This is a genomic window from Streptomyces sp. BBFR51 (assembly GCF_044591655.1).
GTDB lineage: Bacteria > Actinomycetota > Actinomycetes > Streptomycetales > Streptomycetaceae > Streptomyces.
Window position 1 is genome coordinate 8,251,432 of sequence record NZ_CP172448.1, and the last position, 23,655, is coordinate 8,275,086.

Here is a 23,655-nt window from a genome sequence, read left to right on the forward strand (position 1 = left end):
TGCCACGGTGCGACCCGGGTATGGAGTGGCAAGTCACGCGAAGGCGGGGCCGGTCACCCCGCCCTGTGCTGGTTGCGGTATGTCCGGGGTGAGGTGCCGGTGATCCGCTTGAAGGCGGAGCTGAGGGCGCTTTCCGAGCCGTAGCCGACGGCGCCGGCGATCGTGGCGAGCGTTTCGGTTCCCCCGCGCAGGCGCTCGGCGGCCAGTTCGATGCGCCATTGGGTGAGGTAGTCCAGCGGCCCCTGGCCGACCGTGTCCTTGAACCGCGCGGCGAGGGTCGAGCGGGAGACGGCGCCGACCCGGGCCAGCTCGGCCACCGTCCAGGGGCGCTCGGGCGCGGTGTGCATCGAGGTCAGGGCCGTGGCCACGACGGGGTCCGCCAGGCCGGCCGCCCACCCCGACACGGCGTGCGGCTCGCGGGCGAAGTGCAGCCGCAGTACGTGGACGAGCATGACGACCGCGAGATGCCGCGCCACCAGCGTCGACGCCATGGGGCGCTGCCGCAGCTCCCGGTCGATCTGGCCGAGCGCCCACTGGAGGGTGCCGGCCTCCCCGGAACCCGCCGGGACGTGGATGACCGGGGGGAGCGCGTCGAGCAGCAGGGCGCGCGCCCGGTCGCCGAACGAGAAACTCCCTCCCACGAGGAGGACGTCCTCGCCCTCTCCCGTACGCGCCACGCCGTTCTCGGCGGCGGCGAAGACCGGGCCGGCCTCCACCGCAACGGCGTCGGCGTCGCTGGAGAGCGTGAATTCGAGTGGCCGGGTCAGCAGGTAGCAGTCCCCCTCGGCCAGCTGAATCGGCTCGTCGGCTCCCGCGACGCGAAGCAGGCAGCCGCCGCGCCGGACGGCGTTGAACTTCACGCCCTCCGGCGCCTTGAAGCGCACCGCCCACCTGCCGCCGGCCACCAGGCTCGACGACAGGTGGCTCCTCGTGTCGAGGAGCGCCAGCACGTCCTCGAGCGGATCCATCACATACCCCCGTTTGGACGATTGAGCAAGTAATCTGGATGTTTCAGTATAGCTACTCCAGCGCGGCTCTCGTACTTTGGTGCAGTGAGCACAGTCCACAACAGGAAAGATCCGGTCGTGAACCCCACACCTCTCCTCACCACCCCCTTCCACTCGCACGCCACCGCCACCGAAGTCCTCGACGGTGTGGACCTCACCGGTCGGCGCGTGGTCGTCACCGGCGGCGCTTCCGGCATCGGTGTCGAAACCGTCCGTGCTCTGGCCACCGCCGGCGCGGAGGTCACCGTAGCCGTCCGGAACCCGGCCACGGCCGAGCCGCTCGTCCGGGACATCGCCGCACTGCCAGGCCCGGGTTCGGTGCGGGCGCAAGCCATCGACCTCGCCGACCTCGGGTCGGTCGCCGCCTTCGTACGGGGATGGCAGGGGCCGCTCGACGCCCTCGTGGCCAACGCCGGCGTCATGGCCCTCCCGGACCGGCAGGTCACCGCCGAGGGCTGGGAGATGCAACTGGCGGTCAATCACCTCGGCCACTTCGCCCTCGCCCTGGGACTGCACGACAACCTGCGCGCGGCCGGTGACGCTCGTATCGTCGTCGTCAGTTCGGGCGCCCACCGCAACGCGGCCTTCGACTTCGACGACCCGCACTTCGCGCACCGCCCCTACGACCGCTGGGCCGCCTACGCGCAGTCCAAGACGGCCGACGTCCTGTTCGCCGTGGGCGCCCGTCGCTGGGGCGCGGACGGCATCACCGCCAACGCGCTCAACCCCGGCTGGATCAGCACCAACCTCCAGCGCCACGTCGACGACGAGACGATGCGCGCCCTGGGCGCCATGGACGAGGACGGGAACATCATCGAGCAGCCCTACTACAAGACACCCCTCCAGGGCGCCGCGACCTCCGTGCTGCTGGCGGCGTCCCCCCTGGTCAACGGTGTCACCGGGCGCTACTTCGAGGACAACCAGGAGGCGCCGACGGTCCCCGCCGACGACACGGAACACGTCGGCGGCGTGGCCCCCCACGCCCTCGACCCGAAGGCCGCGGACCGTCTGTGGGACTACGCCGCCGACGTCATCGGCCGGTGACCCGCGCCGGGGTCACTCCTCGGGAACCTTCACCCAGTCCAGGGTGCGCTCCACCGCCATCTTCCATCCGGCGTAACCCTGCGCGCGCCGGTCCTCGGACCACTGCGGCTCCCAGCGCCTGGACTCGTGCCAGTGGGTGCGCAGTTCGTCGGTGTCGCGCCAGAACCCCGTGGCCAGCCCCGCCGCGTAGGCCGCGCCGAGGGCGGTGGTCTCCGCGACGACGGGGCGGCTGACGGGGACGCCGAGGATGTCGGCCTGGATCTGCATGCAGAGGTCGTTCGCGGTCACACCGCCGTCGACCCTGAGCACGTCCAGATGGACCGAGGAGTCCTGTTCCATGGCCTCGACGACGTCGCGGCTCTGGTAGCAGATGGCTTCCAGCGTCGCCCGTGCCAGGTGCGCGTTGTCGTTGTACCTGGCGAGGCCGACGATCGCTCCCCGGGCGTCGGAGCGCCAGTAGGGGGCGAACAGGCCCGAGAAGGCGGGGACGAAGTACATGCCGCCGTTGTCCTCGACCGTACGGGCGAGTTCCTCGCTCTCGGCCGCGGTCTTGATGATCTTCATCTGGTCGCGCAGCCACTGCACGGCCGATCCCGTCACCGCGATGGACCCCTCGAGCGCGTAGACGGCCGGACTGTCGCCGAACTGATAGGCCACGGTGGTGAGGAGCCCGTGCTCGGAGCGGACCAGCTCCGTGCCGGTGTTGAGCACCAGGAAGTTGCCGGTGCCGTACGTGTTCTTGGCCTCGCCCGGACTGAAGCAGACCTGCCCGACCGTCGCCGCGTGCTGGTCGCCGAGCACCCCGCAGATGGGAACCGCGGCGCGCAGCGGCCGGGACGTCCGGGTCGTGCCGTACGCCTCCCGGTGCGAGGAGGGGTTGATGGCGGGCAGCATGCTCCGGGGGATGTCGAAGAAGCCCAGCAGCTCGTCGTCCCAGTCGAGCGTCTCCAGGTTCATCAGCATGGTGCGGCTCGCGTTGGTCACGTCGGTGGCGTGGATGCCGCCGTCGGGACCGCCGGTCAGGTTCCACAGGACCCAGGAGTCCGTGTTGCCGAACACCGCGTGTCCCTGTTCCGCCGCTTCGCGCACCCCGTCGACGTTCTCCAGGATCCACTGGATCTTTCCGGCGGAGAAGTACGTCGCGGGCGGCAGCCCCGCCTTGCGCCGGATGACGTCGCCCCGGCCGGAGCGTTCCAGGTTCGCCGCGATGGCGTCGGTACGCGTGTCCTGCCACACGATGGCGTTGTAGTAGGGACGGCCGGTGCGCGGGTCCCAGACCACGGTGGTCTCGCGCTGGTTGGTGATGCCGATGGCCGCCAGGTCGGTGCCCGACAGGCCGCCGTTGCGAAGGGCGTTCTGCATCACCGAGTTGGTGCGCTCCCAGATCTCCACCGGGTCGTGCTCCACCCACCCGGAGCGGGGGAGGATCTGTTCGTGCTCCAACTGGTGCTTCGCGACCTCGTTGCCGCCGTGGTCGAAGATCATGAACCGGGTGCTGGTGGTCCCCTGGTCCACCGCGCCGATGAAGTCCGCCATGGTTACTCCGCCTCTCCGGCCGGTGTCATTCTTCGGGTGCCGGGACGCGCCCCGGTAGCTCGGGCTCGGCGGCCGGCAGGAACCGGCCGATGAACACCTTGTACAGCCCCGCGCCGAGCAGGCCGCCTACCAGTGGGCCGACGATCGGCACCCAGAAGTAGAAGTTTCCGTACTGATCTCGCCATGCCCCGCCGTACCCGGTGATGAAGCTGGCCAGCCGGGGGCCGAAGTCACGGGCCGGGTTGATGGCGTATCCCGCGTTGGTGCCGAAGGCCATGCCGATCGCAACCACGACCAGGCCGATGACGAAGGGCGCGAGGTTGGCGCCCGGCGGCGAGTTGAGCAGGTCCGTCAGGGCCAGGATCAGCAGCAGCAGAATGGCGGTGCCGATGACCTGGTCGCGAAAGGCGCCCCACTCGTGGACCGGCAGCGCGGTGTTGCCGTTGGCGGGGAGTGTGGAGAACACGAACTGCGTCTTGAGGGTGTGGCCGGGGTCGGCCTTCGCCAGTGCTTCGGTGTAGTTCCAGCGGACCAGGAGGGCGGCCACGAACGCGCCCGCCGTCTGGGCCAGGGTGTAGGGAATCACCTTGCGCCACGGGAACCCCTTGAACGCGGCGAGGGCGACCGTCACCGCGGGGTTGATGTGCGCACCGCTCAGCCGCGCGGCCACGTAGACGCCCAGGGTGACACCCAGCCCCCACGCCCAGGCGATGCTGTCGTGGTCCCCGAGGCCGCCCGCCGGGTCCGTGAGGGCCCCGCCCGCGACCACCTGGGCGACCACGCCGCAGCCGAAGAGAATGAGGATCATCGTGCCGGCGAATTCGGCCGACAGTTCACCGATCAGACCGGATCTTTTGAGCCGCTCAGCCATGGAAGCTCACCTTCCGCCGGCTTGACCGGCCGTCGACTGTTCGAGCATCTCCTCGGACACATTAAGGTGACTTCCGGCAAACCGCACTTAAAGGACATCCGGGAGTGTAGTCGCCTCGCGCGGTGCCGTGCGGCTGGGTTTCGTCCAGCGGGGCGTCCAAGGCGGCCAGGTCGTCCGCGTCCAAGACGTCGGTGGCGTGGGAGCGCAGCTTGGCCAGGCAGATCTGGGCGTAGGAGCCGGCCCATTCGTGCGGCGGCCTGCTGGTGCAGGCGGTGCAGCATCTGCGGGGAGATGTCCGCCGCCGTCACGTGCACAGAGGGGAACTGCCGGGCGAGGGCGAGACCCCGTGACGGGTTACCTCGTCACCACCTGGCAGGGCGACGACAGGATCGGCACCAGAACGGTTGCCAGGGACCTGCTCGAGACCGTCGTCGACGGACTGAAGCCGGGCACGCGGTACCGCTTCACCGTAGCGGCGACGAATCTGCAGGGAACGGGAGAGGAGTCCGCACCCACGGAGACCGTCACGCCCGTGGGCTGACGAGAGGTGAGCGCCGGCTGCTCCTCATGGCCGCGGAGCGATCGGCAGCCGGCGCTTGTGGTCGGTGTGGCGGTAGCGGGTGACGATCGTGTCGAAGGCCCGTTCCTTCACCGGCCTGCCCTCCAGGAAGTCGTCGATCTCCTCGTAGGTGACACCGAGGGCGTCCTCGTCGGCCTTGCCCGGGTCGAGGTTCTCCAGGTCGGCCGTCGGGACCTTCCGCACCAGCTCGGCGGGCGCGCCGAGGGCGTCCGCGACGGCGCGCACGCGGCGCTTGGTGAGGCCGGTCAGCGGTACGACGTCGGCGGCGCCGTCGCCGAACTTGGTGAAGAAGCCGGAGACCGCCTCGGCCGCGTGGTCGGTGCCGACGACCAGGCCGCCGTGCGCTCCGGCCACGGCGTACTGCGCGATCATGCGCTGGCGCGCCTTGATGTTGCCGTGCACGAAGTCCTGGTGCCGTTCGTCGCGGAAGGCCACGTCGGCGGCGAGCAGCGCATCCAGCGCCGCGTCGCTCGCGGGCTTGATGTCCACGGTCAGCACCTGGTCGGGCCGGATGAAGGAGAGCGCGAGCTGGGCGTCGTGCTCGTCGGCCTGGACGCCGTGCGGCAGCCGCATGGCGTAGAACCGCGCCTCGTGTCCCGCGTCGCGGGCCCGCTCCACGGCGAGCTGGCACAGCCGGCCCGCGGTGGTGGAGTCGACCCCGCCGCTGATGCCGAGCACGAGGGCGCGCAGACCGGTGGAGGTCAGCCGCTCGGCGAGGAAGGCCACCCGGCGCTCGATCTCCCGTTCGGCGTCGAAGGTCTCCGCGACCTCCAGTTCCCGGGCGATCTCCAGTTGCAGGGCGATGGACGCCGGCTCGCTCAATTCCGCTCCTCGTTCGATGCGCGGGGCATGTCTCGTTTCACCCTACCCAGAGGCGTCGGGGACCCGGACCGAGGCGGTGTCGTGGAGCGGGAGGTGCGGGGCGGCCGGCAGGGGCCGCCCCGCACGCTTTCGGGTCAGTTCAGCGGCTCCACCCGGATGTTGCGGAACCGGACCTTGTTCCCGTGGTCCTGCAGCCGGATCGCCCCGGCGAGGGCGACGTCGTCGTGGACCTTCTCGCCGTTCCACACCACCGTCACCCGCGCGTCGGCGGTCTTGGCTCCGTTCTCGTCGTAGCGGGCGGCGCGGAAGACGATGTCGTACGTCTGCCAGGTCTCCGGCGCCGCCGCCGCGTTGGTGTCGGGTGCCTTCTGCAGATAGATCGCCCCGGCCTCGTTGGTGTCCAGGGTGGTGTCACCGTAGGAGTCGAGGATCTGCAGCTCGTAGCGGTCCTGGAGGTAGATGCCGCTGTTGCCGCGGTCCTGGCCGGTTACGTCGTCCGGCAGCAGGGGGACGCGGAACTCCACGTGCAGCTTGAAGTCCTGGTAGGCGTCCTTGGTGCGGATGTCGCCGCAGCACACCTCCATGGACCTCTCCTCGGCCAGCGGCCACGCCACCTGCCGCCCGTCCGTGTGCTGCCACTGTTCCTGCGAGCCGGCGGTGCCGTCGAACAGGGCGACCCGGGCGCCGTGCGGGTGCACGGTGATCAGGTCGAGGTTGACGTGTCCGGTGTCACCGGGGTCGTAGCGGTAGGAGAGGGTGTTGTGGCCGGCGCGCAGCCGCAGCGGCTCGGTCCGTGTGGACCAGGTGTCCCAGTCCCCGGTGGACGCGAGCTGTGTCTGGCGCACCTTCTTCCCGCCCGCGTACAGGGAGAGCGACTTGGTGCCCTCGAAGGGGTCGGGGCCGTTGGAGTAGCGCAGGCCCACGTCGTAGGTGCCGGCCTTCGGGACGGTCACGTCGAACGTCGTGGTGACCTTGCCCTCGGTGGCGTAGCGGTCGACGAAGCCGCTGCCGGAGTAGCCGGAGTGGTCGGTGTTGATGCCGGCCTTCCCCGTCAGACGCGCCTCCTCGGCCTCGTACAGGGTGGCCGCCGGCGGCTGCTTGCCGGGCATCTCGTTGAGCGTGTACCAGGCCTCCGTGCTCCACAGCGTCTCACCGGAGGCCGAGGCGAAGGGCCGCGGGGAGCGCACGTGCACCACGCGGTCCGGCTTGAGGCCGTCCAGGCGCAGCCGGACGGTCCGGCCGTCGTGCGAGAGCTTCGCCGACCGCACGGTCAGCTCCTCCTCGGCGATCTTCGGGCCGCCGTAGTCGGCGGTCGGCGTGTAGCGCCACTGCTCGACCTCGTAGCGCGCGGCGAGTTCGGCGGCGGTCTCCTCGGACACCGGCTGGGTGTACGTCAGGTCGAAGCCGCCCGGCACGGCCCGCATCTTCTGGATGTCGAAGGTGTCGCCGCCGTTCGGCGTCAGCTTCTGCAGACCGAACTTCAGCTTGCCCTCCTGCCCCCAGTTCCCGTCGGCGCCCAGGCCACCGGTGTAGATCGCGCCGTCGGGGCCGAGGGAGACGCGGTTGACGCCCGCCTCGAGGCCCTGCGTGTAGCGGAAGACGGCGCCCTGGTACTGGCCCTTCACCTTCTCCAGGTAGGCGCGCTGCAGGCCGCCGTAGGTGACGTCGCCGATCAGCATCTGTCCGGCGAACCTGCCCTTCCTCAGGTACAGCGGGGTGGAGGGCGAGTTGCCGATCTCGTTCTGCGGCAGCCACAGCACCGGCTCGGTGACGGGGGAGCCCTCGAAGGGTCCTGCGGGCTCCGTGTAGTGGTTGAAGAAGCGGTCCTGCTTGATCTGGACGAGCTTCGAGGCGGGCAGCCAGCCGCCCTGGTTGTCGGTGGTGAAGATGTCGCCGCCCGGGCCCCAGCCGATGCCGTTGGGCGTGCGCAGCCCGCCCGCGATCGGGCTGATCTTCCCGGTCTTCTTGCTGATCTTGTACGTCGTCCCGCGGTTGGGCGCCGGCTGAGGGTTCGTGGTCGCGCCGCCGAGGTCGATGGCGACGGAGAGGTTCACGTAGAAGTAGCCGTCGCGGTAGAGCAGGCCGAACGCGAACTCGTGGAAGTTGCCGCCGTACGGCCACGTGGCGACCGTGCGGTACTCGTCGGTCACGTCGTCGCCGTCGCTGTCGACCAGCCGGGTCAGTTCGTGCTTCTGCGAGACGTAGAGCGAACCGTCCACGTACTTGATGCCCATGGGCTCACGCAGCCCACTCGCCACCTTCTCGACGCCGACCTTGTCGCGACTGGTCTCACCGGTGACGTTGTCGAGGAGGTACACCTCTCCGGCAACGTTGTCGGTGCCGCCCCACGTGCTGATCGCGAGGCGTCCGTCGGGCAGCCAGTCCATGCCGGTGACCTGCGGTTCGAAGCCGTCGGGGCGCAGGTCGGTGAGCGTGAGGTCGGGGCGCACCGAGGCCAGCGGCAGACCGTCCCCGGGGGTGTCGCGCCCGGCCTCGCACTCCTTGCGGCCCGGAGCCGTCACCCGGACGACCCCGGCGTCGGTGCTCAGCGCCTCCCGGGGCACGACGGAGAACTCGCTCTCACCGGGCGGCATCCAGGACAGTTGCAGCTGCTGACCGCCGCCGCGGTCGAAGTGCTCGATGCGCAGCGGGTGCGCTCCCGCGGTGAGGTCGACCGTGCCGTCCTTGGGCTCCGCGCCATGGAGTCCGTCGTGGTCGATCACCGTGGCGTCGTCGAGACTCAGCCGTGATCCGTCGTCACTGACGAGCCGGAACACATAGGTCCCGTCACGCGGCGCGACCAGGTAACCGGAGGCCTGAGAGACGAAGTTGTCGGCGATCCCACCGAAGTCGGCGGTGGTGGACCAGTCGACCGTCGGCATCAGCTTGTCGTGGTTGGGGGTCTGGCCCGGCTTGAGGGTGCACAGCTCGTTCAGCGGCGTCTGGACGTCGAACACACGCAGCGTGACCCCGGGCTCCTGCGGCGGGATGTCGGCCGTCGCGGCGGAGGACGCCGGGGCGGCCCAGGCACCACCGATCGATATGGCCGACGTCAGCAGGAGGATGAGGTGTCTTCGGGCGCGCGAGAACAGCCGTGGGTGCATTGGTCCTCCGGAATGTGGGGACCGGACCGTGCCGGATATCGCTCCGGTCTTGAGCGGTATGACGGAAGTTCCGCCGCCAAGGTAGGAGACTTCCGCTTGACATGTCCATACTTTGTCATCGCTGTGTTCAAAGTTCTTTGCGGCGGGGCCCGTTGGCGCGGTCAGCGGCCCCTGCGCACCCGGGCCGCCGCGCGGGCCTCCGCGGCCTTGCGCGCCTCGACGGCCTTGCGGGACCCCTTCGCGGCGCGGCCCGGGCGGGTGCCCATCCCGCGGAAGGGGGCGTTGCCCCCGTCGGTCCCCGGTCCGGCCGGCGGGCGCTTCGCACCGGTGATGGCGGTCAGCTTCTGCTCGCCGGAGCGCACGGGGGTCACCGTCGGCCGGATCCCGGCCTCGGACATCATCCGGTTCACCTCGCGCCGCTGGTCGGGGGTGACGAGCGTGACCACGCTCCCGGACTGACCGGCCCGCGCCGTACGCCCGCCACGGTGCAGGTAGTCCTTGGCGTCGGCCGGCGGATCGACGTTGACGACGAGGTCGAGGGCCTCCACGTGGATGCCCCGGGCCGCGACGTTGGTGGCCACCAGCACGGAGACGTCGCCCTCCACGAACCGGGCGAGGGTGTGGGTGCGCTGCGGCTGCGACTTCCCGCTGTGCAGGGCGGCGGCGGACACCCCGGCGGCCCGCAGGTGCCGGGTGAACCGGTCGACCCCGGCCTTGGTGTCCAGGAACATCAGCACCCGGCCGTCCCGGGCGGCGATCTCGGTCGCGGTCGCGTACTTGTCGGCGGGGTGGATGGTCAGCACGTGGTGCTCCATCGTGGACACCGAGGCGGACGCCGGGTCGACCGACGCGAGCACCGGGTCGTGCAGATGGCTTCGCACCAACGCGTCGACGTCGCCGTCGAGCGTGGCCGAGAACAGGAGGCGCTGCCCGTCGGAGGGCACCTGGTCCAGGATGCCGGAGACCTGCGGCAGGAACCCGAGGTCGCACATCTGGTCCGCCTCGTCCAGCACCGTGATCCGCACGTGATTGAGGTGGCAGTCCCGGCGTGAGACCAGGTCGGCCAGCCGTCCCGGCGTCGCGACGACCACTTCGGCGCCGCCGCGCAGCGCCTCCGTCTGCCGGTTGATCGACAGACCGCCGACGACCGTCGTCAGGCGCACGTTCAGCGTCCGCGCGTACGGTGCCAGCGCCTCGCTCACCTGCTGGGCGAGCTCGCGGGTCGACACCAGGACGAGGGCCAGCGGCCGCTTCGACTCCGCACGCCGGCCGGCGATCCCGACGAGCAGGGCGAGCCCGAAGGCCAGCGTCTTGCCGGAGCCGGTCCGCGCGCGGCCGAGGATGTCGCGCCCGGCCAGCGCGTCCGGCAGGGTCGCCGCCTGGATCGGGAAGGGTTCCGTCACCCCGAGCCCGGCCATCGTCTCCACCAGCGCCGTCGGCAGTCCGAGGGCGTCGAAGGACGCGACCGGCGCAGGGTCGGGCGTCACCGGCCGCGACATCCCGGACCCGCCCCGGGGAGCTGTCGTACGCCGGGACCTGCCGGACCCGGAGCCTTCGTGGGCCGACGGCGGCTTCGCGTTCATGGGGGACCTTCCTGATCAGGCGCCCGGAACGCGACCGGGTCCGTACCCCTCGGTACGGACCCGGGCGCCTCAAAGCGTGCGGCCCATTTTACCAGCGGGCGCCGCCGCGCCGTACGGCCGACCGGGCAGGGCCTACTGGGACTCGACCCGTCCGAGCAGGGGCGGCCCGGCCGTCGGGCGCGTTCACCGCGAGGCCTGTGACGAGGCGCGCGCCGCCCGGACGCGGCGGTGGCTCCACGCGAGCAGCGCGAACAGGACCATTCCGGAGATGATCAGGCTCGCCCCCGTGGCCCATCCGGAGTACGGCACTTGCGGAACGAGGCCCCACACCACGCCCGCGGTGACGAGGAACACCCCCACCAGCACCGAACCGGCGATCCGCCATCGGGAGGAGACGCTCTCCTCCGCCGCACGCATCGCCCGGGTCCGTACGGGGGCGACGAACCGGTCCAGTGCCGGGACGGCGCGCGACAGCAGCACCACGCCGGCGAACACGAGCAGCAGACCAGGCCCCGGCAGCACCAGCAGAGCGACGCCGATCACCACAAGGATGCCGCCGAGGACACCCAGGAGGGTTCGCCGGATCGATTCGACACCGCGCGCCATGGCGCCCCACTCTCCTGCGGTCGGCAAGGACTCCGGTTCCGTCGGCGTGCCCCACCCTAGGCAGGGATCGCGGCGCGGGCGATTCCGGCGCAGTCGGGTCGGCCGGGCCGGATCTCGGCCTCCCCGGTGAGTTCCCCGTACCCCGGGCCGGACGTGGGGGCCTCCCGGCAGCGAGCGGTTGACGCGCTCGGCCGGCCGCTCCCGAACGGTCAGCGTCCGGTGAGACGGGCCGTCAGGCGGGACAGCAGGACGACGGACTCGCTGAGCCGCCGCCTTTCGTCGGGGTCGAGGGTCTCGCGGATGGCGGCGCCCAGGGCACCCGCGCGCAGAGTGCGTTCCCGCTGGAGCCGGGAGCGGCCGGCGCCGGTGAGGTGGACCAGGAGCTTGCGGCCGTCGTCGGGGTGCTGCTCGCCGTGGACCAGGCCGGCGGCGGAGAGGTCCTTGACCGACTTGGCGGCCGACTGGTGTGTGACGCCGCGCAGTCGGGCGAGATCCGCCGTGGTCAAGGGGCCGCCGCGGTCGAGGAATCCGAGAACGGCGGCCTCGCCGGGCGGCATGGTGTCCGCGGCTCGTACCGCCCGGACCAGTTCGCCGATCGAGTGCCGCAGCTCCTCGGCCAGCTTGTCTTCGTCCATGAGGTCATCCTAGCCGCAGCTTTCACATCAAGTTGTACAGTCAGGTTGTACAAATTGGTTGGCTGAAGCGAGAGGGCATTGCGGTCATGGAACTCACCAAGTTCGGGCATGCGTGTGTGCGGCTCGAGAAGGACGGGCGCCGCCTGGTCATCGACCCGGGCGGTCTGACCGACCCCGGGGCGTTGGAAGGCGCCGACGCCGTACTCGTCACGCACGAGCACTTCGACCACTTCTCGGAGGAAGTGCTGCGCCGGGCGGCCGCGGCGTGTCCCGGGCTGCGCATCTGGGCCGACCCCTCCGTGGCGAAGCGGCTGGACGGCCTCGGCACGCAGGTCACCGCCACTGGGCACGGGGACGCCTTCGGCGTCGCGGGCTTCGACATCCAGGTGCACGGGGCCTGGCACGCGGTCATCCACCCGGATGTCCCACGCATCTCCAACGTCGGGTTCCTGGTGGACGAGACCCTGTTCCATCCCGGCGACGCCCTGACCGTTCCCGGCACCCCGGTCGGCACGCTGCTGCTGCCGGTGCACGCTCCCTGGTCCACCGTGGGTGATCTGATCGACTACGTACGCGAGGTCGCTCCCCTCGACGCCTACGCCGTGCACGACGGCGCCCTCAACGACGTCGGCACCGCGATGGTCGAGGGCTTCCTCGGAGAGCGGGGCCCCGGGGTCCCGGCCCGTTACCGCCGCTTGGCCCTCGGTACGAGCGTCCGGGTCGACCGAGGGCCGGCTCACGTGCCCGACCGCGCGTCCCGGCGACGGTGAGGGCGCAGATCGCGGACGTACGCGGTGATGTCGTCGGCGAGCAGGGCGGGTTCCTCCTGGGCGGCGAAGCACGGTGCGCGTCGTCTCGCGGGCGCACGGGCCCACGGGCTCGCGACGGTGCCTGACGCTCACGGGGGTGGGGATTCCGGCCGGCCCGCCGACATCGGAACCAGGGGTCCATGGTCCGGCGCAGTGGGTCAATGCCCGGCCTGGCACGGGAAGTTGCGGGGAGGCCCCATCGACGTGGGCGGACTTCGCTGCTAGACCTGCACCACCCGCACCACCTGCACCCACCGTCCAAGGAGGAGCATGTGAGAGCACGTCGCGCGGTCGTCAGGACCGCCTCGGCACTGGTCGCCGCCCTCGCCCTGACCGTCGGCCTCGGCGGCCCGGCCGCCGCGGCGCACGAGGCGGAGGCCGGGCCGGCCGCCACCGGGTCCGGCCCCGTCACGCACGAGGAGAACGACCGCGTCCCAGAGGGCTCGGTCTGGACCCAGCACTACTTCCCGTCCTCCGACCGCTCCGGCACCCGCCTCCACGCCGACGTCCTGCTGCCCGAAGGGCTGAGACGGAAGGAGAAGGTGCCGGTCATCCTGTCGATCGGCCCGTACTTCGCCCACACGGGCCAGACCGGTCCCGAGGGCTGGACCCACACCGGCCCGTCCGCCCGCTTCCAGGACTTCATCGAGGGCACCGACCTGTTCGACCAGGGGTACGCCTTCGTCATGGTGGACCTGCGTGGCTTCGGCGGCTCCACCGGCTGCCTCGACTGGGGCGGGCCCGGCGAACAGGCCGACGTCGGGGCCGCCGTCGACTGGGCCGCGAAGCAGCCGTGGTCCACCGGCGCGGTCGGCATGTACGGCAAGTCGTACGACGCCGTCACGGGCCTCATCGGCAACAACCTGGACCAGCGCGCGCTCAAGGCCGTCGTCGCCCAGGAACCCGTGTGGGACATGTACCAGTACATCTACTCCAACGGCGTGCCCCGCCCGAACGTGACCGGTACCGCCGACGCGTACAACTCCATCGCCTCCATGCCGCCGATGGCGGACGACGATCCGCGCTACCGGGCGAATGCCCGGTACGAGGAGAGCCACCCGGAGTGCCTGACGGAGAACTCGGCCGGATACCGGATATCCGACCAGCGGGACAGGCACTGGACCTCCCGTGACCTGGCGAGGATGGCCCGGGGCAGCGACACCCCGCTGTTCGTCACGCAGGGCTTCGTCGAGAACAACACCAAGCCCGAGGAGATGGAGGAGTACCTCGACAACCACAAGGGGCCCGAGCGCGGCTGGCTCGGCCAGTGGGACCACGTGCGTGGCGGGGACCGCACCAGCGACGGACGTCTGGCGATGGGCCGCGAGGGCTGGTACGACGAGACCCTGTCCTTCTACGACCAGTACCTCAAGGGCACCGGGCCGACGGTGCGTTACCCGGCCTACGCCGTCGAGGACTCCACCGGTGCCTGGCGCGCCCAGCGCACGTGGCCCGTCACGGAGCGCTCGGTCGACCTCCCGCTCGGCGGTGGCTCCTACGTGGACGACGGCGGGGCGTCGGCCCGCGCGGGGCTGACCGCGTCCGGCCGTGCGACGCCGCAGCCGCCGGCACAGCCCACCGGCAAGTGGGACATGGAGAACGCGCCCGCCACCGAGCAGCGGGCCCCGGCCGGCCTGGCCGCGGAAGCGGCGGAGAGCCAGCGCACCGGCGAGGTCGCCTCCAGCTTCTTCGTGTGGTCGAAGCCGCTGAAGAAGGCCGCGCGCGTCACCGGCACCCCGCAGGTGTCCTTCACGGCCCGCGGCGAGGGCAACGTCATGCTCAAGCTGTACGACGTCGCCCCGGACGGCACCGCCGTCATGTTCGACGAGCAGGTCTCCCTGGTGGACCGGGGCCGGATGAGCGTCGATCTGAAGGCGACCGACTGGACGCTCGCCGCCGGGCACGTCCTGGCCGTGGAGATCGGTTCCATCCAGACCGGCTCCTGGCGCGACACGCCTTCGGGCGAGACGATCACGATCAGGGGAGCGAAGCTCGGGCTCGCGTTGGACGACCCGGCCGACGACGTCGCCACCCAGGGCGACCGGTCGCCGTACCTGGACACCTACCTGCGCCAGTACACGGTGAGCCTGCCGGCCGGCCCGGGGACTTTCTCGGTGGTTCCGGGCGGCCGGCCGTGACAAGCTGTGCTCTTGTTGTCCGAGCCCAGGAGGTCACCATGACTGAAGAGTCTTCATCGCAGGCAGGTTCGGAACCGGCGGAGGACGAGAACCCCGCCCTGACCCCCGACGAGAACGGTCAGTACGACCTGAAGGGCAAGTTCCGAGAGGCACTGGAGCGCAAGCGCGGCAAGCAGGCGGAGGCCGCGGCGCTCGCCGCGAACGCCGACGTGGCGAAGATCCGCGGCGCCCATGGGCCCGCCGCCAGCCAGCGGTCGTTCCGGCGCAAGAGCGGCTGAGACGCGACCGGCCGTACGTGCACAGGGCCCGACCGTGGCAACACGGTCGGGCCCTGTCTGTCGGTCGCGGGGGTCCGGTCAGGGGCGGCCGGTCAGATAGCCGCCCATGGAGGTGAAGTACTCGGCCGCGGACAACTCCCGTCCGTCCTCGGTCCGTACGCGCGTGACGGCGAGGCCGTGATTGCGGCCGCTGCGCGCGTCGGCTCCGGCGACGATCACCACGCCGTCGCCCTCGCGGTAGAAGATCCGGCCGGGCGTGCCGCCGTAGCGGCCCCGGGAGACCACGGCGGCCAGGACCTCGAGCCGCCTGCCGCGGTGGAACGTGAAGGCGCTGGGGTACGGCTCGGACTGGGCCCGGACCAGGCGCTCCAGATCCTCGGCGGGCCAGTTCCAGTCGATGCGGATGTCCTCGGCGGACCGCTTGTGGAAGAAGGTCGCCCGGGACCGGTCCTGCCGGGTGAACTCCGTCTGCCCGGCGGCGATGAGGCCCAGCGCGCCGATGGTGACGGGGGCGATGAGGTCGACGGTCTTGTGGAAGAGATCGGTGGCCGTGTCCGTCGGTCCGACCGGCACCGCCTCCTGCCGGACGATGTCTCCGGCGTCCAGCTCGTCGTTCATCATGTGCGCGGTGACGCCCACCTCGGTCTCGCCGTTGATCAGTGCCCAGATCAGCGGGGAGAATCCGGCGTACTTCGGCAGCAGCGAGTCGTGCACGTTGAGCGTGCCGTGGCGGGGGAGGCCGAAGACGTGCGGCGGGATCCAGGTCCGCCAGTTGTTGGCCACGATGATGTCCGGGTCGGCGTCCTTGAGGCGTTCGAACAGCTCGTCGTCGTCGGGGCGGTTGCGGAGCAGCACCGGGACACCGTGCTCCTCGGCGAGGTCGGCGACGGAGTCGCTCCAGATCTTCTCGTACGCGTGATCACTCTTCGGATGCGTCACGACCAGGACCACGTCGTGTTCGGAGTCCAGGAGGGCTCGCAGGGTGCGGTGCCCCCAGGTCTGGTAACCGAACATGACGACCCGCATGGGGGTTCCTCCTCAAGGCAGGGGTTCAGCCGGGCAGTTAAGCAAGGCTTACCTTAGTGCGTAACATCCCTCCGCGACACTCCAGTTGACGTGAATCATCTCCTGGAGTGCCCTATCGACAGTCGCATCTCGTTAGCTTAGGCTCACCTAAGTTTCCGGCGCACGATGGGAGTGACATGTCACAGGTTCTTCCTGGTGACGCAACGCTGGTCCACGACCTCATTGGGATCGGCTTCGGACCGTCCAATGTCGCCATGGCGATCGCGATCCGCGAACACAACGCACAGGCGGCCGACGGGCAGGAGACGGTCACCGCCCGCTTCTTCGAGCAGCAGCCACGCTTCGGCTGGCACCGCGGCATGCTGATCGACGACGCGACCATGCAGGTGTCCTTCCTCAAGGACCTGGTGACACTGCGGAATCCGGCCAGTGAGTTCAGCTTCCTCTGCTACCTGCAGAGCAAGGGGCGGCTGATCGACTTCATCAACCACAAGAACCTCTTCCCGCTGCGGGTGGAGTTCCACGACTACTTCGAGTGGGCCGCGACCAAGGTCGACGACCTGGTCTCCTACGGCCACGAGGTCGTCGGCGTCGCGCCCGTCGTGCGGGACGGAGCCGTGGACCACCTGGAGGTGACGGTCCGTTCGGGGGAGGGGCTCGAGGTCCACCGGGCGCGCAACCTCGTCATCGGCACCGGCCTGCGTCCCCTCGTGCCAAAGGGCGTGGAGCGCGGGGACCGCGTCTGGCACAACTCCGAACTGCTCGCCAAGGTCGACGCGTTGGAAGGCACCTCGCCCTCCCGTTTCGTCGTCGTCGGAGCCGGGCAGAGCGCCGCCGAGAACGTCGCCTACCTGCACCGCCGCTTCCCCGGGGCCGAGGTGTGCGCGGTCTTCACCCGCTACGGATACAGCCCCGCCGACGACAGCGGGTTCGCCAACCGGATCTTCGACCCGGCGGCGGTGGACGACTACTTCACCGCGCCCGGCAGCGTCAAACGCCGGCTGATGGACTACCACGGCAACACCAACTACTCCGTGGTGGACATCGACCTGATCGACGACCTGTACCGGCAGATGTACCGGGAGAAGGTCCTGGGCACCGAGCGGCTGCGCTTCCTCAACGTGTCCCGGCTCACCGACGTCAAGGAGACGCCCGACCGGGTACGCGCCACCGTGACATCCCTGGTCACCGGCGAGGAGACCCTGCTGGACGCGGACGTCGTGGTCTTCGCCACCGGCTACGGTCAGGCCGACCCCCTCGGTCTGCTCGGCGAGGTCGCGGACCGCTGCCTGCGCGACGACGAGGGCCGGGTGCGCGTCGAGCGCGACTACCGGATCGCGACGGACCCCGGCCTTCCCTGCGGCATCTATCTGCAGGGCGGCACGGAGCACACGCACGGCATCACGTCGTCGCTGCTGTCCAACACCGCGATCAGGGTGGGCGAGATCCTGGAGTCGCTCCTCGACCGCGGTCTCAAGTCCGCCTCCGACGAGGCCCGTACGGTCGCCGACGGGACCGGGGGTACCGCGCGTTAGTGTACGTCGCCATGACCACGACTGCGGTTGAGCGCCCCGCGCCCAGGGGCCCGACAGAGGCCCGTCGACGACGGGTCGCCGGCTTGGGCGTACTCGCGGCGCTTCTCGTGGTCGCGGCCGCGGCGTCGCTGGCCGTCGGGGCGCGTGCGCTGAGCCCCGGCGAGGTCTGGCACGGGCTGTTCGCGGGGCCCGAGTCCGACCAGCGGCTCACCGAGATCAGGCTCATCGTGCAGACCGTGCGGGTGCCTCGCACGGTGCTCGCGGTCGTGGCCGGCATCGCCCTGGGCGTCGGCGGCGCGCTGATCCAGGGGTACACGCGCAATCCGATCGCCGACACCGGTCTGCTGGGCGTGAACTCCGGCGCGTCGTTCGCCGTGGTGACGGGGATCGCCGTGTTCGGGTTCACCAGTCCGTTCCAGTACGTCTGGTCCGCCTTCCTGGGCGCGGCCGTCGCCGGTGTCGTCGTGTTCGGGCTTTCGAGCATCGGCCGGGGGGCGGGCAACCCGTTGACGCTCGCCCTGGCCGGGCAGGGCGTCACGGTGTTCCTCGCGGCGATGACCACCGCGGTCGCGCTGACGGACAAGGCCTCGCTGAACGCGCTGCGGTTCTGGAACGCGGGCTCGCTGACCGGCGTCGGATTCGACGTGATCTGGCCGGTCTCCGTCTTCATCGCCGCCGGGCTGCTGCTGGCCCTGACGACGCTGCCCGCCGTCAACCTGCTCAACCTGGGCGACGACGTGGCCCGGGGGCTCGGGGTGAACATCGCGCTGAGCCGCACCGTCGGCGTCGTCGCCATCACCCTGCTGGCCGGCGCCGCGACGGCCGCCTGCGGTCCCATCGCGTTCCTCGGCCTGATGGTGGCCCACGTGGCCCGGTACCTGACCGGGCCGGACTACCGCTGGCTGGTGCCGTACGCCGGACTGCTCGGGGCCGTCGTGCTGCTGGTCTGCGACGTCGTGGGGCGCCTGGTCGTCCGGCCGGGGGAGCTGGACGCGGGTGTCGTCGTCTCCCTGCTCGGCGCACCCTTCTTCGCCGTCCTGGTGTGGCGCGGAAAGTTCAAGAACGCGTGAACGGGGCGGATGTGAAGGCGAACGGGGCGGGTGCGGCAGTGGACGCGAAGGCGGATGTGCGGGCCTCGGTGGCGCCCGGTGTGCGGCTCGGCAGCGTGTCGTTCGTGTGGCGGCCCTGGGTCGCGGGCGTCACGCTGCTGCTCGCGGTGGCGAGCTTCCTGGTGTTCTGCCTGTCCATCGGCGTCGGGGACTTCCCCATCGGCCTGCCCCGGGTCGTCGCCACGATCCTCGGCCGGGGTGAACAGGTCGACGAGTTCGTGATCATGGATTTGCGGATGCCCCGCGCCCTCGCCGGGCTCGTCGTGGGCGTCGCGCTCGGGGTGTCCGGCGCCCTCACCCAGTCGATCGCGCGCAATCCGCTGGCCAGCCCGGACGTCCTCGGCATCACCAGCGGTGCCGGCGCGGTCGCGGTGTTCCTGGTGACGGTGTCGGGCGGCGCCGCGACGGCCGTGGTCGACTCCGTGGGGCTGTCGGCGGCGGCGCTCGCGGGGGGCCTCGGCACCGGTCTGCTGGTCTACTTCATGGCGTGGCGCCGGGGAATCGACGGCTTCCGGCTCATCCTCATCGGCATCTCGGTGAACGCCGTGATGCAGGCGATCACGACGTGGCTGCTGGTCACCGCGGACATCAGGGACGTGGCCCGGGCCCAGGCCTGGCTGGTCGGCTCGCTGGACAACCGGTCGTGGGGCGAGGTCGAAGTGGCGCTGTGGTGCACGCTGGCCCTCCTGGTCGTCGTGGCGTGCGTCGCCTTCCAGTTCAAGCCGATGCACTTCGGCGACGAGGTCGCGGCCGGTCTCGGTGTCCGGTACGGGGCGGTGCGCGCGGTGCTGCTGCTGTGCGCGGTGCTGCTGGCCGGCGTCGCGGTGAGCGCGGCCGGCCCGGTGCCCTTCGTCGCCTTGGTGGCGCCGCAGGTGGCGATGCGGCTGGCGCGGTGCCCGACGCCGCCGTTGGTGGCCTCCGGCCTGGTGGGGGCGCTGCTGCTGACCGGCTCGGACCTGCTCGCGCGCACGGTGCTGCCGGTCTCCCTGCCGGTCGGTGTGGTCACCGCCGCGATCGGCGGGCCCTTCCTCGTCTATCTGCTGGTGCGGGCGAACCGCAGATAGCTGGTACAAAGTAAGGCGAGCCTAATCGAGGGGGCCTTGTGGTCGTTCAGTCCATCACCGGGACCGAAACGGGAGTTGACGGCGCCTCACGGCTGGCGGCCAGGGGAGTCACGGTCGGGTACGGTGCCCGTTCCGTCATCGACGGTCTCGACGTGGCGATCCCGCCCGGGGTGATCACCACGATCATCGGCCCGAACGGCTGTGGGAAGTCGACGCTGCTGCGGACGCTGTCGCGGCTGCTCAGGCCGACCAGCGGCACGGTCGTGCTGGACGGCGAGGACATCGCGGCGCTCAGGACCCGGGACGTGGCGAAGAAGCTCGGTCTGCTGCCGCAGGCGCCGGTCGCGCCAGAGGGGCTGACGGTGTCCGACCTGGTCGCCAGGGGCCGCCATCCGCACCAGAGCTGGCTGCGGCAGTGGTCGTCGGACGACGCCGACGTCGTACAGCGCGCGCTGGCCATGACGGGCGTGTCGGACCTCGCGGACCGTCCGGTCGACTCGCTGTCCGGCGGGCAGCGGCAGCGCGTGTGGATCTCGATGACCCTGGCCCAGGGCACCGACCTGCTGCTCCTGGACGAGCCGACCACCTATCTGGACCTGGCGCACGCGGTGGACGTGCTCGACCTGGTGGACGACCTGCACGAGTCCGGGTGCACCGTGGTCATGGTGCTGCACGACCTCAACCTGGCCACCCGATACAGCGACAACCTCGTCGTCATGAGGGAGGGCGCGATCCTGGCGCAGGGGCACCCCCGCGACGTGATCACCCCCGACCTGCTGCACGAGGCGTTCGGACTGCGCGCCAAGGTGATCGACGACCCGGTGGGGGACCGACCCCTCATCGTGCCGATCGGGCGCACCCACGTCGAACTCGACAGGACCGTCACCGAGTTGTCGAAGTGAGGGTAGGCTAACCTCACTCGGACGCGGTAAGGTTTGCTGCCCTCAGACGGGGCGCAGTGAACGGCGCGACAGCAAAGGGATCTCCGGATGCTCCTCAGAACGACGCGTATGAAGCCCTGGCGGCGATGGGCGGCGGCAGTGTCCGCCGCCGCACTCGGCGTCGGCCTCCTCGCGGGGTGCGGTTCCGACTCGGACGACTCGGGCGACTCGGCGGACAAGGCGGGCAACGACACCTCGGCGACCGCCGGCGCCTTCCCGGTCACCGTGGAGCACGCGTTCGGAACGACGAAGATCGACAAGGCGCCCGAGCGGGTCGTCTCCGTCGGTTACACGGACGACCAGACCATCCTGGCCTTCGGCATCAAGCCCGTCGGCATGGTCGACCAGTACCCGAACCCGGCCGGTCAGAGCCCCGACATCAACACCCAGTGGCCCTGGGTGAAGGACAAGTGGGGTGACACCAAGCCCGAGGTCATCATGAAGAACGGGGACACGGGCCCCAACTTCGAGAAGATCGCCGCCCTGCGCCCGGACCTGATCGTGGCGGTCTACTCCGAGATCGACCAGGCCGCCTACGACAAGCTCTCCAAGATCGCGCCCACGGTGGGTCGCACCAAGGCCGAGAAGGAGCCGTTCAGCGCTCCGTGGCAGGACAACGCGCTCCACATCGCCAAGGCGCTCGGCAAGGCCGAGGAGGGCGAGAAGATGGTGGCGGACATCCAGGGCAAGCTCGACGCGGCCAAGCAGGCGCACCCCGAGTTCGCGGACCAGACCGCCGTGGTCCTGTCCTGGTACAAGGACTCGGTGGCCCCGTTCACCTCCACCGACGTACGCGGGCGGCTCGTGACGGGCATCGGCTTCAAGTACCAGACCGAGATCGACAAGATCGCCGACGGCGACTTCTACACCACGCTCTCGCCCGAACGCGTCGACCTGGTCGACGTCGACCGCGTCTTCGTCATCAACGACGAGGCGGACCAGGACGCGCTGAAGAAGTTCAAGCTGTTCACCAACCTGGACGCCGTCAAGAACGGCAAGGTGTCGTACCTGCTGGACAGCGAGGGACCGGCGGTCGGCGCGGCCATCTCCCAGGGCACCCTGCTGTCCATGCCGTACGCCGTGGACGAACTCGTCAACTCGGCCGGGTAGGTGTGAGCGGCACCGACACCCGCCTCGCCCCGCCCAAGCTGCGTACGGCGACCGGACGCGAGGCCACCCGATGGGTCGGCGCACACTGCCGCGAGGTGCCCTGGCTGACGGCGACCACGGTGCTCACCACCGTGGCCGGAGCCGCGCTCCAGGTGCTCCCGGTGCTGCTGCTCGGCCGGGTGGTCGACGCGGTGGTCGGCGACGAGTCGCAGTCGGTCCTCGTCACGATCGGCGCCCTGATGGTCGCCGCCGCGCTGCTCGGCGCGGCGGCGACCGCGGTGTCGACCTATCTGATCGGACGGCTGGGCGCCGATCTGCTCGCCCGGCTGCGGGAGGGCGCGGTCCGAGCGGTGCTGGGGATGCCCAGCGCCCGCGTCGAACAGGTCGGCCGCGGAGACGTGCTGTCCCGGGTCGGCGACGACGTCGCCGTGCTCTCCAACGGCATCCGCACGGCCGTTCCCACGGTGTTCTCCGCGGGAGTCCTCGTCGCCATCGCCACGGCCGGCATGTTCGGCCTCGACTGGCGGCTCGGTCTCGCGGGCGCCGGCGCGCTGCCCGCGTACGCGCTGGCCCTGCGCTGGTATCTGCCGAGGTCGGCCCCGCTGTACCAGAAGCAGCGGGTGGCCCAGGCCGACCGTGCGCAGGCCCTGATCAGCGGCCTGAACGGGATCGACACGGTGCGGGCGTACCGGCTCGAGGACGCCTTCCGCGAGCGGGTCACCCGTGAGTCGTGGCGGGTGCGCGATCTCGGCGTCGAGGTGTTCCGGTTCTTCGGCCGCTTCGTCGGCAGGGAGAACCGCGCCGAGTTCATCGGGCTGACCCTCATCATCGTGGTGGGGTACGCCCTGCTGGAGGCGGACGCCGCCACCCTGGGCGAGGTGTCGGCGGCCCCGCTGCTGTTCCACCGGCTGTTCACCCCGCTGGGCGCCATCATGTTCACCTTCGACGAGGCACAGAAGTCGGGCGCGAGCCTGACCCGGCTGGTGGGCGTACTGGGCGAGGACGCCGAGGACCGGCTGGTGGGCGACGTGTCCGTCGCGCCGGCGGCGGCCGGGGCGTACCCGGTGACGGTGCGGGGGCTGACGTTCCGATACCCGGGTGCCGAGGAGCCGGTCCTCAGGGACGTGGACCTGACGATCCCGGCGGGCGGTTCGCTCGCCCTGGTGGGGGCGACGGGCGCGGGCAAGACGACCCTGGCCGCCCTGGTCGCGGGCATCGGGACGCCCCAGGCGGGGTCGGTGCGCGTCGGGCCGACCGACCTGGCCGGGCTGGACGAGGCCGGGGCGCGGGCGCTGGTGAGCATCCTGACCCAGGAGACGCACGTGTTCTCCGGGGCGCTCGCCGACGACCTGCGGCTGGCCGCGCCGCAGGCGACCGACGCCGAACTCCTGGACGCGCTGCGCACCGTCGGTGCCGGCCAGTGGGTCGACACCCTGCCCGACGGGCTGGACACCCTGGTCGGCGAGGGCGGCGAGCGTCTCGACGTGACCAAGGTCGCCCAGATCGCGCTGGCCCGGCTGGTGCTCGGCCGCTCGCCGGTGGTGGTGCTGGACGAGTCGACCGCGGAGGCGGGCAGCGAGGGAGCCGCCGAGCTGGAACGGGCCGTGCTGGCCGCCTGCGCGGGCCGCACCACGCTCTTCGTGGCGCACCGTCTGACCCAGGCGATGGCGGCGGACCGGATCGCCGTTCTGGACGCCGGGCGGGTCGTGGAGGAGGGCACGCACGAGGAGTTGGTCGCGCTGGGCGGGCGGTACGCACGGCTGTGGCGGGCCTGGAGAGAGGGTAGTTAGGCAGGGTGGTTAGGTATGCCTAACTTAGGTTAGCCTGCCTTCATTCCTTGGAAGGGGCGTTGAGTCT

20 protein-coding genes are annotated in these 23,655 nt (G+C 70.9%); 11 read left to right on the forward strand and 9 right to left on the reverse strand.

The genetic code is table 11. The features are described 5' to 3' along the window. Positions 1-53 precede the first annotated feature (53 nt). Entirely contained in the window at positions 54-968 is a 915-nt protein-coding gene (locus ACGH7X_RS37530; protein ID WP_399894545.1) for an AraC family transcriptional regulator, read from the reverse strand. 117 nt (positions 969-1,085) lie between these two features. On the opposite strand from ACGH7X_RS37530, the gene ACGH7X_RS37535 reads away from it, so the two are divergent. Then, a complete protein-coding gene (locus ACGH7X_RS37535; protein WP_399894547.1) occupies positions 1,086-2,051 on the forward strand; it encodes an SDR family NAD(P)-dependent oxidoreductase in 966 nt (321 codons plus the stop codon). A 12-nt stretch (positions 2,052-2,063) separates the two neighbouring features. Here ACGH7X_RS37535 and glpK read toward each other — a convergent pair whose 3' ends face one another. Both glpK and ACGH7X_RS37545 read right to left on the reverse strand, forming a co-directional pair. Next, positions 2,064-3,587, reverse strand: a complete 1,524-nt coding sequence (gene glpK / locus ACGH7X_RS37540) for a glycerol kinase GlpK (protein ID WP_399894550.1) — start codon at positions 3,585-3,587, stop codon at positions 2,064-2,066. Between the two features lie 25 nt (positions 3,588-3,612). Beyond that, complete coding sequence (locus ACGH7X_RS37545) at positions 3,613-4,458, reverse strand: MIP/aquaporin family protein (RefSeq protein WP_399894552.1); 846 nt, start codon at positions 4,456-4,458, stop codon at positions 3,613-3,615. A gap of 346 nt (positions 4,459-4,804) precedes the next feature. Here ACGH7X_RS37545 and ACGH7X_RS37550 point away from each other — a divergent pair, with 346 nt between their 5' ends. Continuing rightward, the gene (locus tag ACGH7X_RS37550; protein ID WP_399894555.1) at positions 4,805-4,999 is read left to right on the forward strand and encodes a fibronectin type III domain-containing protein; all 195 of its coding nucleotides are present in this window, start codon (positions 4,805-4,807) and stop codon (positions 4,997-4,999) included. Positions 5,000-5,023: 24 nt separating this feature from the next. Here the strand turns inward: ACGH7X_RS37550 and nadE are convergent, their stop codons facing one another. The 5 genes from nadE to ACGH7X_RS37575 all read right to left on the reverse strand — a co-directional run bounded on the left by nadE (position 5,024) and on the right by ACGH7X_RS37575 (position 11,788). After that, positions 5,024-5,860, reverse strand: a complete 837-nt coding sequence (gene nadE, locus ACGH7X_RS37555) for an ammonia-dependent NAD(+) synthetase (protein ID WP_399894558.1) — start codon at positions 5,858-5,860, stop codon at positions 5,024-5,026. Positions 5,861-5,994: 134 nt separating this feature from the next. Beyond that, the gene (locus ACGH7X_RS37560; protein ID WP_399894561.1) at positions 5,995-8,964 is read right to left on the reverse strand and encodes a family 16 glycoside hydrolase; all 2,970 of its coding nucleotides are present in this window, start codon (positions 8,962-8,964) and stop codon (positions 5,995-5,997) included. Between the two features lie 161 nt (positions 8,965-9,125). After that, positions 9,126-10,547 carry a DEAD/DEAH box helicase gene (locus ACGH7X_RS37565; RefSeq protein WP_399894564.1) on the reverse strand — a complete coding sequence of 474 codons (1,422 nt, stop codon included), beginning with the start codon at positions 10,545-10,547 and terminating at the stop codon, positions 9,126-9,128. 183 nt (positions 10,548-10,730) lie between these two features. Then, the gene (locus ACGH7X_RS37570; protein WP_399897617.1) at positions 10,731-11,153 is read right to left on the reverse strand and encodes a PGPGW domain-containing protein; all 423 of its coding nucleotides are present in this window, start codon (positions 11,151-11,153) and stop codon (positions 10,731-10,733) included. A 209-nt stretch (positions 11,154-11,362) separates the two neighbouring features. Next, positions 11,363-11,788, reverse strand: a complete 426-nt coding sequence (locus ACGH7X_RS37575) for a MarR family winged helix-turn-helix transcriptional regulator (protein ID WP_399894567.1) — start codon at positions 11,786-11,788, stop codon at positions 11,363-11,365. Between the two features lie 86 nt (positions 11,789-11,874). On the opposite strand from ACGH7X_RS37575, the gene ACGH7X_RS37580 reads away from it, so the two are divergent. The 3 genes from ACGH7X_RS37580 (at position 11,875) to ACGH7X_RS37590 (ending at position 15,013) form a co-directional block, all read left to right on the forward strand. Then, positions 11,875-12,558: an MBL fold metallo-hydrolase gene (locus ACGH7X_RS37580; protein ID WP_399894570.1), complete on the forward strand. Its 684-nt coding sequence runs from the start codon at positions 11,875-11,877 to the stop codon at positions 12,556-12,558. Between the two features lie 311 nt (positions 12,559-12,869). Then, complete coding sequence (locus tag ACGH7X_RS37585) at positions 12,870-14,735, forward strand: CocE/NonD family hydrolase (RefSeq protein WP_399894573.1); 1,866 nt, start codon at positions 12,870-12,872, stop codon at positions 14,733-14,735. 38 nt (positions 14,736-14,773) lie between these two features. Further along, a complete protein-coding gene (locus tag ACGH7X_RS37590) occupies positions 14,774-15,013 on the forward strand; it encodes a DUF5302 domain-containing protein (protein ID WP_399894576.1) in 240 nt (79 codons plus the stop codon). Positions 15,014-15,091: 78 nt separating this feature from the next. Here the strand turns inward: ACGH7X_RS37590 and ACGH7X_RS37595 are convergent, their stop codons facing one another. After that, positions 15,092-16,039: a methionyl-tRNA formyltransferase gene (locus ACGH7X_RS37595; RefSeq protein ID WP_399894579.1), complete on the reverse strand. Its 948-nt coding sequence runs from the start codon at positions 16,037-16,039 to the stop codon at positions 15,092-15,094. Between the two features lie 176 nt (positions 16,040-16,215). Here ACGH7X_RS37595 and ACGH7X_RS37600 point away from each other — a divergent pair, with 176 nt between their 5' ends. From ACGH7X_RS37600 to ACGH7X_RS37625, 6 genes are all read left to right on the forward strand, one after another. Then, the gene (locus ACGH7X_RS37600) at positions 16,216-17,574 is read left to right on the forward strand and encodes a lysine N(6)-hydroxylase/L-ornithine N(5)-oxygenase family protein (protein WP_399894582.1); all 1,359 of its coding nucleotides are present in this window, start codon (positions 16,216-16,218) and stop codon (positions 17,572-17,574) included. An 11-nt stretch (positions 17,575-17,585) separates the two neighbouring features. Continuing rightward, positions 17,586-18,644: a FecCD family ABC transporter permease gene (locus tag ACGH7X_RS37605; protein ID WP_399894584.1), complete on the forward strand. Its 1,059-nt coding sequence runs from the start codon at positions 17,586-17,588 to the stop codon at positions 18,642-18,644. A gap of 11 nt (positions 18,645-18,655) precedes the next feature. After that, a complete protein-coding gene (locus ACGH7X_RS37610) occupies positions 18,656-19,747 on the forward strand; it encodes a FecCD family ABC transporter permease (RefSeq protein ID WP_399897619.1) in 1,092 nt (363 codons plus the stop codon). Positions 19,748-19,785: 38 nt separating this feature from the next. Further along, positions 19,786-20,649 (forward strand): ABC transporter ATP-binding protein, encoded by an 864-nt coding sequence (locus tag ACGH7X_RS37615; protein WP_399894587.1) that lies wholly within the window; start codon positions 19,786-19,788, stop codon positions 20,647-20,649. Between the two features lie 87 nt (positions 20,650-20,736). Further along, positions 20,737-21,798, forward strand: a complete 1,062-nt coding sequence (locus tag ACGH7X_RS37620; protein ID WP_399894590.1) for an iron-siderophore ABC transporter substrate-binding protein — start codon at positions 20,737-20,739, stop codon at positions 21,796-21,798. Between the two features lie 2 nt (positions 21,799-21,800). Further along, positions 21,801-23,588, forward strand: a complete 1,788-nt coding sequence (locus ACGH7X_RS37625; RefSeq protein ID WP_399894593.1) for an ABC transporter ATP-binding protein — start codon at positions 21,801-21,803, stop codon at positions 23,586-23,588. The last annotated feature ends 67 nt before the right edge of the window (positions 23,589-23,655 follow it).